This is a genomic window from Glycomyces sp. NPDC047010 (genome assembly GCF_040644205.1).
In the GTDB taxonomy this organism is placed as follows: Bacteria; Actinomycetota; Actinomycetes; order Mycobacteriales; family Micromonosporaceae; genus Glycomyces.
In genome coordinates, this window is record NZ_JBEYVY010000009.1 from 108,199 (window position 1) to 123,107 (window position 14,909).

The 14,909-nt window shown below is 71.8% G+C and carries 13 protein-coding genes; 11 read left to right on the forward strand and 2 right to left on the reverse strand.

Annotated features, from left to right (window positions below):
• Positions 1–3: 3 nt before the first annotated feature.
• Both AB0A65_RS18870 and AB0A65_RS18875 read left to right on the forward strand, forming a co-directional pair.
• Positions 4–609 carry a hypothetical protein gene (locus AB0A65_RS18870; RefSeq protein WP_359952770.1) on the forward strand — a complete coding sequence of 202 codons (606 nt, stop codon included), beginning with the start codon at positions 4–6 and terminating at the stop codon, positions 607–609.
• 106 nt (positions 610–715) lie between these two features.
• A complete protein-coding gene (locus tag AB0A65_RS18875; protein ID WP_359952771.1) occupies positions 716–1,171 on the forward strand; it encodes a hypothetical protein in 456 nt (151 codons plus the stop codon).
• 1 nt (position 1,172) lies between these two features.
• Here the strand turns inward: AB0A65_RS18875 and AB0A65_RS18880 are convergent, their stop codons facing one another.
• Positions 1,173–2,963: a sugar-binding domain-containing protein gene (locus tag AB0A65_RS18880; protein WP_359953053.1), complete on the reverse strand. Its 1,791-nt coding sequence runs from the start codon at positions 2,961–2,963 to the stop codon at positions 1,173–1,175.
• 133 nt (positions 2,964–3,096) lie between these two features.
• Here AB0A65_RS18880 and AB0A65_RS18885 point away from each other — a divergent pair, with 133 nt between their 5' ends.
• From AB0A65_RS18885 to AB0A65_RS18920, 8 genes are all read left to right on the forward strand, one after another.
• Entirely contained in the window at positions 3,097–4,113 is a 1,017-nt protein-coding gene (locus AB0A65_RS18885) for a LacI family DNA-binding transcriptional regulator (protein ID WP_359952773.1), read from the forward strand.
• Between the two features lie 148 nt (positions 4,114–4,261).
• A complete protein-coding gene (locus tag AB0A65_RS18890; RefSeq protein ID WP_359952775.1) occupies positions 4,262–5,182 on the forward strand; it encodes a sugar ABC transporter permease in 921 nt (306 codons plus the stop codon).
• Positions 5,175–6,005, forward strand: coding sequence for a carbohydrate ABC transporter permease (locus tag AB0A65_RS18895; RefSeq protein WP_359952776.1), 831 nt, complete (start codon positions 5,175–5,177; stop codon positions 6,003–6,005). Before AB0A65_RS18890 ends, AB0A65_RS18895 begins: the two co-directional genes overlap by 8 nt.
• A gap of 23 nt (positions 6,006–6,028) precedes the next feature.
• On the forward strand, positions 6,029–7,336 hold the full coding sequence (locus AB0A65_RS18900; RefSeq protein WP_359952778.1) for an extracellular solute-binding protein: 1,308 nt from the start codon (positions 6,029–6,031) through the stop codon (positions 7,334–7,336).
• A 23-nt stretch (positions 7,337–7,359) separates the two neighbouring features.
• Complete coding sequence (locus AB0A65_RS18905; protein WP_359952780.1) at positions 7,360–8,469, forward strand: Gfo/Idh/MocA family oxidoreductase; 1,110 nt, start codon at positions 7,360–7,362, stop codon at positions 8,467–8,469.
• The gene (locus AB0A65_RS18910) at positions 8,466–9,374 is read left to right on the forward strand and encodes a PmoA family protein (RefSeq protein ID WP_359952782.1); all 909 of its coding nucleotides are present in this window, start codon (positions 8,466–8,468) and stop codon (positions 9,372–9,374) included. The genes AB0A65_RS18905 and AB0A65_RS18910 overlap by 4 nt, the downstream gene beginning before the upstream one ends.
• Before the next feature lie 82 nt (positions 9,375–9,456).
• Complete coding sequence (locus tag AB0A65_RS18915; protein WP_359952784.1) at positions 9,457–10,221, forward strand: NAD(P)-binding domain-containing protein; 765 nt, start codon at positions 9,457–9,459, stop codon at positions 10,219–10,221.
• A 57-nt stretch (positions 10,222–10,278) separates the two neighbouring features.
• Positions 10,279–12,582 carry a M28 family peptidase gene (locus tag AB0A65_RS18920; protein ID WP_359952786.1) on the forward strand — a complete coding sequence of 768 codons (2,304 nt, stop codon included), beginning with the start codon at positions 10,279–10,281 and terminating at the stop codon, positions 12,580–12,582.
• Positions 12,583–12,589: 7 nt separating this feature from the next.
• Here the strand turns inward: AB0A65_RS18920 and AB0A65_RS18925 are convergent, their stop codons facing one another.
• Positions 12,590–13,363 carry a DeoR/GlpR family DNA-binding transcription regulator gene (locus AB0A65_RS18925; protein ID WP_359952788.1) on the reverse strand — a complete coding sequence of 258 codons (774 nt, stop codon included), beginning with the start codon at positions 13,361–13,363 and terminating at the stop codon, positions 12,590–12,592.
• A gap of 135 nt (positions 13,364–13,498) precedes the next feature.
• Between AB0A65_RS18925 and AB0A65_RS18930 the strand changes: the two genes are divergently transcribed.
• Positions 13,499–14,905: an Nramp family divalent metal transporter gene (locus AB0A65_RS18930; protein WP_359952789.1), complete on the forward strand. Its 1,407-nt coding sequence runs from the start codon at positions 13,499–13,501 to the stop codon at positions 14,903–14,905.
• The last annotated feature ends 4 nt before the right edge of the window (positions 14,906–14,909 follow it).

Sequence of the window (14,909 nt, forward strand, 5' to 3'; positions counted from 1 at the left end):
CATATGAAACGGATCGCCCCGCTCGCAGCCGTCTTCGCGCTCGCCGCCTGCGGCCAGGGCGCCGCCGACACCACCGGTGCGGGTGACGCCGACACCGCTTCGGACCCGCTCGTCTACCAGGGCTCCATCACCGTCCTCCAGCCCACGGAGCGCGACAGCGCCGGGCTCTGCGCGTTCGTCGCCGAGTCCTACCCGCCCCAGTGCGAGGGCCTGCCGGTCACCGGCTGGGAGTGGGACGCCGTCGAGCACCAGGAGGCCGAAGGGGTCCGCTGGGGCACGTACGTCGTGCAAGGAACCTTCGACGGCAAGCAGTTCGCGCTCACCGACGACCCGCTGCCCCTCAGCGAGGTCGACCCCGCCGACTACCAGCCCGCGGCCCCCGAGTTCGGCGAGCCCGCCGAAGCGCTCGCCGCGAGCGAGCTCACCGCCATCGCCGACGAGATGACCGCCGAGTTCCCGACCACGGTCTTCGCGGGCGGCCCCGACGAGGCCAACGGCGTCGCCCTCGTGGACGCGCTGCTGGTCACCCCCGAGATGGAGGCGTACGCCGCCGAGCACTTCCCCGCGGACACCGTCGTCTTCACGTCGGTCCTCCAGCCGGTGGAGTAGCGCAGCCTAGGGCAGTCGGACATACGACATGACGCCCTTTCGCGTATTCCCCAACGCGGCGTCCCGAGCCCCCAAGGTGGGTCGGAGGACGACCGAAGGAGGGTCTATGCAACGGCAGGCGAAAGCGGTGCTGGCCGCGGGGTTCGCGGCGGTCGCGGCGACGGCGCTGGCGGCGCCGGCCGCCGCGGCCGAAGGGCCGGGGGACGAGCCCGACACGCGCCGGGTGGACGACAGCTTCACCGTGACCACGTTGAACGACAACGGGTACGCGACATTCGTCGACTACGGCCCGGGCAAGCCCGGGCACGGCATGAACGACGACTACATCGAGATCGACGACACCTGGGCCGACGGCTACGACGTGCGCGTCGAGGCGTGGCTCGACGGCGACTCGCAGGGGGTGCGCGTCTACGACGACGGCGCCTGGGGCGACGTCCTCGTCTGGGACCCGTTCCCGAACGTCAAGCCGGGCCAGGAGGTCGAGCTGGAGGTCTGCCTGACCGACAGCAGCGGCATCCACACCCAGTGCGGCGAAGGCGGCGACGTCTCCGCCGACGGCTGACCTATCCGGCGTCCCGCTCGACGGCGGCGGGGCGCCGCTGGGCCGCGCGCACGCGGGCGACGTCGAGCTTCTCGGAGCGGTCGAACGAGTAGACGCCGTTCTGCTCCTGGAACACGTCGGTCAGCTGCGTGTAGCAGTACCCGAACATCAGCGGGTCGCCGAGCAGCACGCCCGTGAGCCCCTCGAAGCGGTGGTGGAACTCCTCTTCGGAGCGCGGCGCCTCGCCGTAGCCCCAGGAGGACTCGCCGCCGCGCTCCTCGAACGAGGTGCTCGCGACCGCGTCGGGGCGCCACCAGATCCCGCCGAACTCGGAGCAGAACCACGGCTGCCCGGAGTAGGGGACCGAGACCTCCTCTTCGCTGCCGTGCGCGGTGTTCGTGTGGGGCCGGTCCTCTTTGAGGCCCGCCATCTCGGCGGCGAACTGCGCCGGGTCCTGCGTGTAGTTGTGGGAGTCCCACACGTCCGATTCGAGGACGCGGTGGGAGTACCCGGAGGCGTCGAGCACGGGCCGCGTGGTGTCCATGGCCTTGGCGGCCAGGAACATCGCGCGGGTGGCGTCGTCGAGGACCTGGCCGCGGTCGGTGAGCGGCTGGTGGGTCTCGTTCAGGCCGCACCAGCCGACGACCGACGGGTGCGAGTAGTCGCGTTCGAGCGCTTCGAGCCACTGGGCGACGAAGCCGGGCGTCTGGGCCTGGTACTCGCCGCGGTCGCGGGTGCCCTCCTCGACGGCGCCCCAGTCGCCGAACTCGCCCCAGCACAGGTAGCCGAGGCGGTCGGCGTGGTACAGGAACCGCTCCTCGAACACCTTCTGGTGCAGGCGGGCCCCGTTGAAACCGGCCGCGATGGACAGTTCGACGTCCTTCAGCAGCGCCGCGTCGCTTGGCGCGGTCATGAGCCCGTCGGGGTAGTAGCCCTGGTCGAGCACGAGCCGCTGGAACACCGGGCGGCCGTTGATGAGGACGGCCTTCCCGTCGAGGGCCACTGAACGCAGCCCCGCGTAGGAGCCGACGGCGTCCACGACCCGGCCCGCGGCGTCGCGCAGCTCGATCGCGACGTCGTACAGGTGCGGGTCCTCGGTGTCCCACAACCGGACCCGGTCCGCGGGGAGGGGGAGGACCAGCCGCGGGGACAGGTCGAGGTCGGCCCTGACGGTCCGCTCCGCGACCACGCCGTCCGCGTCGCCCACCCTGGCCGTCAGCGTCCATCCGGCGAGTCCGCCCGCGTGCCTTCGCAGCGGCTGCTCCAGGTGGAACGCCGACCCGGCCACGTCCGGGGTGATCCGCGGGCGCGCCAGCGACACGTCCGGCACCGGTTCGGCCCAGACGGTCTGCCAGATCCCGGTGGTCCGCGTGTACAGGCACTCGTAGTTGCCGTACCGCGTGGACTGCTTGCCGCGGGCCTGCGGCTCGTGGCGGCTGTCGCGCGCCCGCACGACCACCGTCGCGGTGCCGCTCAGGTGCCCGAGGTCCACGGTGAACGGGGTGAACCCGCCGCGGTGGCGACCGACCTCGCAGCCGTCGACCCACACGGTGGCGTCGTGGTCCACCGCGCCGAAGTGCAGGAGCACGCGCCGCCCGGCCCAGTCGCCGGGGACGGCCAGCTCGCGCCGGTACCACACGGCGTGCAGGAAGTCGGTGTCCTCCACACCGGACAGCCGCGACTCCGGGGCGAACGGGACGGTGATCGCCCCCGCGAGCTCCCGGTCCCGCAGGCCCCGTTCGAGGCCCGTGTCCGCCCGGTCGACCTCGAACTGCCAGCGGCCGTTGAGGTTGAGCCAGTCGGGGCGGACCATCGAAGGACGGGGGTACTCGGGGCGCGGGACGCCGCCCGGCGCGGTGGTGCCTCGGTGTGTCACGACGGCCAACTTAGTGAACGTTCATCCTTGTGTCAAGATGGGCCTTCGATCGAGAAGGGATACTGATCGGATGACCGAGCGTTCCACCGGCCGGAGGCGGCCGACACTCAGGGAGGTCGCGCAGCTCGCGGGCGTGTCGCACCAGACCGTGTCGCGGTACCTGCGCTCCAGGGAGGGCCTCAAGCCCGCCACGCTGGAGCGGATCGACGCGGCGGTGCGGGAGCTGGACTACCGGCCGAACCTGCTGGCGAGGTCCATGCGCACCAAGCACACCGGGCGGATCGCCGTGCTCCTGCCGAACATGATCAACCACCACCCGGCCCGCATCCTCGCCGGCGCCGCGGGCGCCGCGCACGAGGCGGGCTTCACCGTCGAGGTCGTCGCCCTGGAGGGCGGCGCCGAGGAGCGGTCGGACCGGCTGCTCGAACTCGCGTACTCCGGGCAGGTCGAGGGCATCCTGGCACTGGCCCCGATCCTGCCGTCCGTGGAGGCGAGCCTGCCCGCCGACGCGGCCGTCGTCGTCTCCGCCGACTTCGACGACCGGATGCGCAGCCTCGGGGAGCTCTCGGACGCCGCGCCCGTCTACGAACTCGTCGAAGGGCTTGCGGCCCTGGGCCACCGGCGGCTCTACCACGTCGCGGGGGACGCCGAGTACGCGTCGGCCCGGGCCCGCCGGGCCGCCTACCTCGACGCCGTCGAGCGGTTCGGGCTCGAATCCGTGGGCGTCTTCGACGGCGACTACAGCGCCGAGTCCGGGGTCGAGGCGATGCGCGCGCTGCCCGCGGGCCGCCTGCCCACCGCCGTCGTCGCCGCCAGCGACGGGATCGCCGCGGGCGTCGTGCGCGGGGCCAAGAACCGCGGGCTCGAAGTGCCGCGCGACCTCAGCGTCACCGGCTGGGACGACCTCGAAGTCGCCCGCTACATGCCGCCCTCGCTCACCACGGTGCACATCGACCTCGCCGGGCTCGGTCGCCGCGCCATGATCCGCCTGGTCAAGGCCCTCTCCGGGATCGAACTCGACCCGCCCACCCTGCCGCTCAACCAGGTCATCTGGCGCGAGTCCACCGCAGTGGCCCGCCCGCACTGAAAACCCGTACCGGGATGCAAGCCGCGTATTGACATCGGAGTGAACGTTCACTAGATTCGGCGAAACCCCCGTAGTGAACGATCACTAAACGTCGATCCGAAGGAGTGTCGATGCCGGTCCAGCCACCCCCGCACCCCGGGGCCGCCCCATGACCGCCGCCGCCGAACTGCGCGGCCTCCGGGGCGCCAAACCCAAGTCCAAGCCGCAGAACAAAGCCGCGTTCTGGTTCCTGCTCCCGTGGTTCCTCGGCCTCTTCGCCGTCACCCTCGGGCCCATGGTCGCCTCGCTCTACCTGAGCTTCACGAAGTACAACCTGCTCCAGCCGCCCGAGTTCACCGGCACCGCGAACTTCGAGCGCATGCTCACCGACGAGCGGCTCCACAGCTCCCTCGCCGTCACGTTCACGTACGTGCTCGTCTCGGTCCCGATCCAGCTCGCCCTGGCCCTCGGCCTCGCGCTCCTCCTCGACCGCGGCATCCGCGGCCTCGCGTTCTACCGCTCGGTCTTCTACCTGCCCTCGCTCCTCGGCGCCAGCGTCGCCATCGCCGTCCTCTGGCGCACCGTCTTCGGCACCGAAGGGCTCTTCAACGAGGGCCTCGGCCTCCTCGGCATCGAGGGCCGCGGGTGGATCTCCGACCCGGAGACCGCCCTGTCCACGCTCATCACCCTGAACGTGTGGACCTTCGGCTCGCCCATGGTCATCTTCCTCGCCGGGCTCCGCCAGATCCCCGTCATGTACTACGAGGCCGCCGCCGTCGACGGCGCGAGCCCCCTGCGGCGCTTCACTTCAGTGACCCTGCCGCTGCTCACCCCGATCGTCTTCTTCAACCTGGTCCTCCAGATCATCCACGCCTTCCAGTCCTTCACCCAGGCGTTCATCGTCTCCGGAGGCACCGGCGGGCCCACCGACTCCACATTGTTCTTCTCGCTGTACCTGTACCAGCGCGGCTTCGGCAACTTCGACATGGGCTACGCCTCCGCGCTGGCCTGGCTGCTGCTGGTCATCATCGGCGCGTTCACCGCCATCAACTTCTGGGCCTCGAAGTACTGGGTGCACTACGATGACTGACACACTCCGCAAGCTCGCCAAGCACCTCGCGCTCATCGTCCTCGCCGGGATCATGCTGTACCCCGTCCTGTGGATGGTCGTCAGCTCCCTGCGCCCCAACGCGGAGATCTTCCGCAGTCCCGGCCTCGTCCTCACCGACCTGGAGACCGGGAACTACGAGGCCGGATGGAACGCCTTCGAGCACCCCTTCGGCTACTTCATGGTCAACTCCGGGATCGTCGTCCTCGGCGCGATCATCGGCAACCTCATCGCCTGCTCCATGGCCGCCTACGCGTTCGCGCGCCTGGAGTTCACCGGCCGCCGCTGGTGGTTCGCCGTCATGCTCCTGACGATCATGCTGCCGGTCCACGTCATCATCGTCCCGCAGTACGTGCTGTTCTCCGAGTTCGGCTGGGTCAACACGTTCCTGCCGCTCATCGTCCCGAAGTTCCTCGCCACCGACGCGTTCTTCGTGTTCCTCATGGTCCAGTTCATCCGCGGCATCCCGCGCGAACTCGACGAGGCCGCCCGCATCGACGGCGCCGGGCACCCCCGCATCTACCTGCGGATCGTGCTGCCGCTCATGGTGCCCGCGCTGGCGACGACCGCGATCTTCACGTTCATCTGGACGTGGAACGACTTCTTCTCCCAGCTCATCTACCTGATCGACCCCGACATGCACACCGTGCCGCTGGCGCTGCGCGCCTTCGTGGACCAGCAGGCGGGCACCAACTGGGGCGCGACGTTCGCGATGAGCGTCGTCTCGCTCCTGCCGGTGTTCCTGGTGTTCCTGTTCGGGCAGCGCTACCTCCTGCGCGGCATCGCCACCACCGGAGGCAAGTGATGCGACGAGAAAGGAACTCACCGATGCGACCGCGACTGACCCGCCGCGCCCTCGGCAAGGCCGGGCTCCTCGGCGCCGCCTCCACGCCGCTGCTCGCCGGGTGCGGCATCGGCGGCGGCGGGGAGATGGTCCTCTCCGACGAACCGGTGGAGCTGCGGCTCTCCTGGTGGGGTTCGGACCTGCGGGCCCAGCAGACGAACGAGGCCATCGCGGCCTTCCAGCAGGAGTACCCGCGGATCACCGTGCGCGGGGAGTACAAGGAGTTCGGCGCGTACTGGGACGGCCTGGCGACGACGTTCGCGGCGAACGACGCCGCCGACGTCGTGCAGATGGACGAGCAGTACTTCAACTCCTATTCGGACCGCGGCGCCCTCTGGGACCTGAACGAGGCGAAGGAGTTCCTCGACCTGTCGAAGATCGAGCCGGACCTCCTGGTGACCGGGCAGGTCGAGGGCGCGCAGTTCGCGCTGCCGATCGGCTCGGGCGTGCTCGCGTTCGCCGTGAACGCGGACCTGTTCGCGCAGTACGGCATGGACCTGCCCGACGACACCGTCTGGACCTGGGACGACTACGCCGAGATCACCCTGGAGCTCGCGCAGCGCGGCGGCGGCGAGATCACCGGGACCTCGATCACCGGCGGCGTGGACGTGGGCTCGACCCGCTACTGGGCCAGGCAGAACGGCAACGAGCTGTTCGCCGAGAACGGGGACGTGTCGCTCGACCCGGACCTGCTCGTGGAGCAGTGGGAGTACTACGCGGGCCTCATCGCCTCCGGCGCGGCCGACAGCGCGCAGCAGATGGTCGAGGACACCGGCGCGGGCGTCGAGGGCGGGCGCCTCGCCACCGGCAAGACCGGGTTCGGGCTCATCCACAACACCCAGATCACGGCCCTGCGCAGCGGCTCCGGCGCCGACATGCGCCTGCTCCAGCTGCCGCAGAACGGCACGCCCGCGAACTTCGTCAAACCGGCGATGTACTGGGCGGTCTCGGCCGGGTCCGAGCACCCCGCCGAAGCCTCGCTGCTCGTGGACTTCCTCGTCAACAGCCGCGCCGCCGCCGACGCCCTCGGCACCGAGCGGGGCGTCCCGGCGAACACCGAGATCCTCGAATACCTGACGCCGCAGCTGGAGGAGAGCGAGCGGATGGCCGTGGACTACCTCGACGCCGTCGTCACCGGCAGCCCGATCCGGGTGACCCCCAACGGCGGCAGTTCCGTCAACCCGCTCATCACCCGCATCGGCCAGGAAGTCTACTTCGGAGAGACGAAGCCGGAGGACGCCGCGAAGGCGTTCATCACCGAGCTCCAAGGCGAGATCGACGCCACGAGATGACAACACCCGCAACAGGAGACCGAATGCCAGACCCCACCTACCGCGCCGCGATCGTCGGCACCGGCGGGATCGCCCACCGGCACGCCCAGTCCATAGCCGAGCTCGGCGACCGCGTCGAGCTGGTCGCCGTGGCCGAGCTCGACGCCGACCGCGCCGCGGACTTCGCCCGCAAGTACGAGGTCCCGAACGTCTACTCCAGCGCCGAGGAGCTGTTCGCGAACGAGCGGATCGACCTCGTCCACGTCTGCACCCCGCCGAAGACCCATGCGCCGCTGTCGATCGCGGCGATGCGCGCGGGCGTCCCGGTCCTCGTCGAGAAGCCCACCGCCCTCAGCCTGTCCGAGATGGATGACATGCTGGCGGTCCAGGCCGAGACCGGCGTCCCGGTGCTCACCGTGTTCCAGCACCGCTACGGCGCCGCGGCCGTGCGCCTGCGCAGGCTCCTGCGCTCCGGCGCGCTGGGCCGCCCGCTCGTCGCGGTCTGCGAGACGCTCTGGTACCGCGACGACGACTACTTCGCCGTCCCGTGGCGCGGCACCTGGGACGCCGAGGGCGGCGGCCCGACCATGGGCCACGGCATCCACCAGTACGACCTGCTCCTGTCGGTGCTCGGCCCGTGGGCCGAGGTCCGCGCCGCCGCCGGGCGGCTCTCGCGGCCCACCGACACCGAGGACGTGTCGATGGCCTTGGCGCGCTTCGCGGACGGCACGCTCGCCACCGTCGTCAACTCGGTGGTCTCGCCCCGCGAGACCTCGCGGCTGCGCTTCGACTTCGAGCTCGCCACCGTCGAGGTGGAGCACCTGTACGGCTACGGCGACGACGACTGGCGGTTCACGCCCGCGCGCGGCCACGAGCACCTCGCGGACCTGTGGACCGCCGACTCCGGTGCCCCGCCGAGCGGCCACGTGCTCCAGATCGCGGCCATCCTCGACGCCTTCGACGCCGGAACCGAACCGGGCGTGTCCCTCGCGGACGCGCGCCGGACCCTCGAATTCGCCGCCGCCACCTACGCCTCGGCGTTCCTCGGCCGGCCCGTCGCGGCCGGCGAGATCACCGGCGACCACCCGTTCGCCCGCGGCATGGACGGCGGCGCCGTCCCGTGGGCCCAGACCCGCAAGGAGACCACCGCATGACCGGCCTCGAAGCCCGCCACGACATCGGCACCGCCCTCACCGTCCACGACGGTGACACCGCGCTGCTGCGCTACGTCTACCGCCCCGACACGCCGCTCCTGGAGTCCCCGAAGCCGTACCTGAGCCCGCTGTTCACCCGCTCGGGCCGCCCGGCGTCGCTGTTCCGGCCCTGGGACCACGTGTGGCACAAGGGCATCGCCTGGTCGCTGCCGGTGGTGCAGGACGAGAACTTCTGGGGCGGGCCGACGTACGTCCACGGTCAGCACTACGTGCAGCTCGACAACAACGGCACCCAGGCGCACAAGGAGATCGCCGCGATCGAGGCCGACAAGGACCGCGTGTCCTTCTCCCACGACCTCGAATGGATCACCCAGGGCGGCGAGCGCTGGTTCACCGAGCGGCGCACCATCACCGCGAGCCTCCTCTCGCCCGAGGCGTGGGCGCTGACCTTCGACACCGCGATGGCGAACGTCTCCGGCCGCGACATCGCCATCGGCTCCCCGACCACCCGGGGCCGCGAGAACGCCGGGTACGGCGGCCTGTTCTGGCGCGGCCCCCGCTCGTTCACCGACGGCACCCTGGTCACCGCGACGGCCTCCGGGCCCGGCAGCGAGATGCGCGGCGGCCGCCACGAGTGGATGGCCTTCGCCGGACGCCACGACGAGGACGACGCGGCCTCGCTGGTGCTCATGGTCGACCACACCGAGAACCCGATGCACCCGCCGCAGTGGTTCGCCCGCAGCGAGGAGTTCGCGGCCCTGAACCCGGCGCCGTTCTTCAGCGAGGAGTACACCGTCGCCGCCGGGGACACGGTGCGGTTCCGCTACGGCGTCGGCATCGCCGACGCGGGCGCCGAGGCCGCCCCGGACCTCGCGGACGCCGTCCGCGGCGCCCTCCGGTCCTGACCCGCCCGCCTTCCGGTACCCGCACGCCCGCAAGGGCGTGCGGGTACCGTTCTGCCCGACGGACCCACCCTGAGGAGGACCCATGCAGCGCATCGGCATCGTCGGCGTCGGCGAGATCGGCCGGGCCATCGCCGAGGGCCTGTGCGCGCCCGGCGGCGAACCCGTCCGGGTCCTCCTCTCCCCACGGGGAGCAAACGCCGCGAAGGCCCTCGCCGACCGTTTCGAGCAGGCCGAGGTCTGCGCCGACAACCAGGCCGTGGTCGACGGCGCCGACACCGTGGTCCTCGCCGTCCGCGTCCCCGACCGCCGCGAGGCCCTCGCCGGGCTGCGCTTCCGCGACTCCCAGACGGTCGTCAGCGTCATGGCGGGCGTGTCCCTCGCCGAGCTGCGCCGCGAACTCGGCACCGGCGCCGACCTCGTCCGCGCCATCCCCCTGCCCGCCGTGCGCGAGCGCGCCTCCATCACCGTCACCCACCCCGCCCACCCGGTCGCCGACGCCCTCTTCGACCGGCTCGGCGGCGTCCAGCCCACCGCCGACGAGGCCGAGTTCGGCGTCTACTCCGCGCTCACCGGGACCCTCTCCACCCACTACGCCTACCTCGCGGCCCTCACCGGATGGGCCGCGGCCCAAGGCGTCCCGGCCGCCGACGCCGAGCGGTACGTGCGCGGCCTCTTCCGCAACCTCGGCCGCTCCCTCGCCGACCCGGACCGGTCCCTCGACCGCCTCGCCGCCGACCACGAGACCCCCGGCGGCTCCAACGAGCGCATCCGCACCGCCTGGTTCGACGCCGCGAACAGCGCCGCCCTCACCGCGGCGCTCACCGACCTCCTCGACCGGCTCCGGTAGCGCCACGGCCCGTTACCCGGCAGTAGAGTGAGGGCGCCCACTCTGAGAGGACCGAACATGCGCGGCCCCGTCCTGCACCTGCCCCCGCGGCCCTGGGCCGCCCTCGCCGTCCTGACCGCCTTGGCGCTCATCGGGATCGCCAACTGGGCGATCGACGAGACGCCGCCCGCCCCGGCCGCCGCGGACGCCCCCGCCGACGAGTTCAGCGCCGACCGCGCCTGGGCCACCGTCGAGGCCATGGCCGTCGAGCCCCACCCGATGGGCACCGCCGAGCACGACCGCGTGCGCGACCTCCTCGCCGCCGACCTCGAATCCCTCGGCTTCGACGTCGAGATCCAGACCGAGCTCGCCCGCGACTCCGGCGAGGGCGACGCCCGCGTGCGCTTCGGCGTGGTCGACAACATCGTCGCCACCCTCCCCGGCACCGACCCCACCGGCACGGTCCTCCTCACCTCCCACTACGACTCCGTGCCCTCCGGGCCCGGCGCCGCCGACGCCGCCTCCGGGGTCGCCGCGATCGTCGAGTCCGCCCGCGCCCTGAGCCTTGAAGGGCCGCACCGCAACGACGTCGTCGTCCTCATCACCGACGGCGAGGAGATGGGCCTGTTCGGCGCGGAGGCCTACGCCCGCAGCCACCCCGCGGGCGAGACCCCCACGGTCGTCTTCAACCTCGAAGCCCGCGGCGTCTCCGGGCCCTCGCTCATGTTCGAGACCTCCACCGAGAACGCGGGCCTCATCGAGGTCTTCGCCGAGCACGCCCCCAGCCCCCACGGCGACTCCTCCGCGATCGAGGCGTACCGCCAGCTCCCCAACGACACCGACTTCACCCGCTTCCACGAGGCCGGCTACATCGGACTCAACGCCGCGTTCATCGGCGGCGCCTCCTGGTACCACACCCCGCACGACGACACCGACCACCTCGACCCCGCCAGCCTCCAGCACCACGGCGAGAACCTCCTCGGCACCGCCCGCGCCCTCGCGGGCATGGACCTCGCCGACCTGGAGACCGACCGCGACCAGACGTTCTTCGGCTTCCTCGGCCTGTTCGTCCACTACGGCGAGGTCTGGAACCTGCCGATCGCGCTCCTCGGCCTCGCCGCCGCGGCCGCCGCCGTCGCCCTCGCCCGCATCCGGCGCGCACTCAGCCTGCCCCGCTTCGCGATCGCGTTCGGCACCTTCCTCCTCCCCATCGCCGTCTCCGGCGCCGCCGCGGTCGCCCTCTGGCCCGCCCTCCAGGCCCTGCGCCCCGGCTACGCCGACCAGTACGGCCTCCTGTTCAACCGCACCTTCTACTACCTCGCGATCCTGGCGTTCGGCGTCGCGGCCCTCACCGCCTGGTACGCGGCCGCGCGCCGCCGCCTCGGCGGGGCCGCCGCCGCGCTCGCGCCCCTCGCCTGGCTCGCCGTCCTCGCCACCCTCACCGCCGTCGCGGTCCCCGGCCTGTCGTTCGTGTTCGCGATCCCCGCGCTCGCGGCCGTCGGCGTCCTCGCCGCGATGCTCCTCGAACCGCGCCCGCGCCGCGCCCGCCTCGTCGGCTACGCGCTCTTCGCGCTGCTCCTCGTCCCCGCCGCGGTCCAGCTGAGCTGGACCTCGAACCTCCTCGAAGCGTTCGGCATGGAGCTCGCCGCCGTCCCCGCGGTCCTCATCGTCCTCTTCGCCGCGCCCGTGCTGCCGCTGCTCACGATGTGCCGCTTCCGCATCCGCTACGTCCCGGCCGCCGCCGCGCTCGTCGCGCTGGCCCTCGTCGGAACGGGGCTCGCCGTGGACCGCTTCGGCCCCGAGCACCCGCGCCAGGCGTACCTGTCCTATGTGCTCAACTCGGACACCGGTGCGGCCGCGTGGGTCTCGACGGACCTCGACCGGTCCGAGTGGACCGCCGGGTACGTCACGGAGGACGGCCTCGACGGCTCCGGTCTGCCCGCGGGCTACACCGAGACCGCCGCGGTCAACGGCTTCGGCCCCGCCGAGCCGATCGAGGTCGAGCCCCCGACCGCCGTCTACGAGACCCGCACCGCCGACACCGCGGTCCTCCGGGTGGCCTCGCCCCGCGGCGCGGACACCATGTGGCTCACCGTCTCCGGCAGTGCCGACCGCGCCGAGGCGACCCTGCCCGACGGCACCACCGCGGAGGTCCCGATCGCCGCGCCCTCCGAGCCCGGCGCCCCGGCCGTCATCTGGTTCTACAACGTCCCCGCCGAGGGCTTCACCCTGACGCTCCACGGCGACCTCGGCGACGTCACGGTCTTCGACCAGACCCACGGCATCGCGGACCTCGACGGCTACACCGACCGGCCCGAGGACCTCATGCGCTCCCGCGACCGCCTCTCCGACACGGTGACCGTCGCGGCGGCGGCCGCCTGACGCCCCGCTAGTCCGCGACGATCACCCGCACGCCCCGCTCCTCGAAGGGGGCGAGCTGGTCTGCGGTCGCGGTGGCGTCGGTGATGAGGGTCCAGTCCGCTCCGAGGCGCGTCCAGGCGTGGAAGGGCGCGGTGCCGAGCTTCGTGGCGTCGGCGAGGACCACGACCTCCTCGCTGGAGCGGACCATGAGCTCCTTGAGGCGGGCCTGCTCGCGGTCGGCCTCGCAGATGCCGCGGGCCGCGTCGACGCCGTCGGCGCCGAGGAAGACCCGGTCGAAGGTCATCCGCTCCAGGGCCGCCTCGGCGATCGGGCCGACCATCGAGTCGCTCATCTCGCGCAGCCGCCCGCCGAGGCACTCGACCACGACGCCCGGCGCGGAGGCGAGGGCCTGCATGATGTGGAGCGCCGCCGTGACCACGGTGAGCGGGCTCCGGTCGTGGACGGCGTACGCGAGCTGGAGGACCGTGGAGCCGCCGTCGAGGAGCACGACCTCGCCGTCGCCGACGAGCGCGGCGGCCCGGTCGCTGATCGCGGTCTTCTCCGCAGTGGACTCCTGGAGGCGTTCGCGCAGCGACGACTCCGGATGCGCCACAGCGGGGATCGCGCCGCCGTAGGTGCGCGCGAGCCGCCCGTCGGCGTGGAGCCGGGCGAGGTCGCGTCGGATCGTGGAGGGGGAGATGTCGAACTGCCCGGCCAGGTCCTCGACGGAGGCCAGGCCCGTCCGGGAGGCGCGTTCGACGATCAGCTCGCGCCGCCGCGCGGCCGACAGAGGCTTGTCCATGCGTGCATCCTACCCACCTGACCGACCCCTGATTGCGCGATGTGCGCACCTGGCTTGCGCGATCTGCGCAAGTAGGCGTATGGTGTTGCGCACCGGGAGCACCCCGGCCCCTCGCCCGCGTCAAAGGAGACTGCATTGGCATCCCGAACCGCCACCCCGCCCAAGCCGTTCGACCCCTACGCCCTCGAACCCGGGAACGTCCAGGAACCCCCGCGCACCCTCCGCGGCCGCTTCCGCTACCTCGGGCCCGGCCTGATCCTCTCCGCCGCGGTCGTCGGATCCGGCGAGCTCATCACCACCACCGCCCTCGGCTCCCAGGCCGGCTTCGTCCTCTTCTGGCTCGTCATCGTCTCCACCGCCATCAAGGTGTGGGTCCAGGTCGAGCTCGCCACCTGGTCGATCCTCACCGGCAAGACCGCCCTCCAGGGCTACGCCGAGGTGAAACCCCGCACGAGCCGCGGCTCCTGGGTCACCCTGCTGTGGATCGTCATGGACTTCGCGAAGGTCCTGCAACGCGGCGGCATCATCGGCGGCGCCGCCGCCTGCCTCTCGGTCATGTTCCCCGTCCTCGGCGACCCGCTGAGCTTCGCGTCGCTCGTGTTCTGGACCGGCATCACCCTCGTCGCCACCGTGATCCTCCTGGTCACCGGCAAGTACTCGATGATCGAGCGCCTCTCCGTCGTCTCCGTCATCGTCTTCACCCTCATCACCGTGGCCCTCGCGCTCGGCCTGCCGCTCACCCCGTTCTCGTACACCGCGGGCGACCTCCTCGACGGCCTCTCGTTCGCCCTCCCCGTCGCCGCGGTCGGCTTCGCCGTCGCCATGTTCGGCCTCACCGGCGTCGGCGCCGACGAGATGACCACCTACACGTACTGGGTCCTCGAAAAGGGCTACGGCCGCTGGACCGGACCCGACGACGGCACCGAGGAGCGCGCGCAGCGCGCCGAGGGCTGGATCAAGGTCATGCGCCTCGACGCCCTCGTCTCCTGGCTCACCTGCACGGTCTGCACGCTGTCGTTCTACGTCATCGGCGCCGCGGTCCTCCACCCGCAGAACCTGGTCCCGCAGGGCAACGAGATGATCTCGACCCTCTCGCGCATGTACACCGACATCCTCGGGTCCTGGGCCCAGTGGCTGTTCCTCATCGGCGCGTTCTTCGTCCTCTGGTCCACGTTCGTCGCCTCCACCGCGTCCGTGCCCCGCCTGTGGACCAACACCCTCGGCATCCTCGGGTTCTTCGACTGGACCGACGTGCGGGCGCGCGAGCGCATCATCCGCGTCCTCGCCGTCGGCTACCCCGTCATCTGGGCCGCCAGCTTCCTCATCGTCCAGTCACCGGTCGTCATGGTCATGATCGGCGGCGTCGCCTCCGGCCTGTTCCTCATCGCCGTCGTCATCGCCGTGTGGGTCCTGCGCCGCCAAGTGGACCGGCGCTACCGCCGCAGCCCCGTCTGGACCGTCATGCTGACCGTGTCGAGCATCGCCATCGCCCTGCTCGGGAGCTACACGGTCGCCACCATCTTCGGATTCACGATCGGCTGAGAGG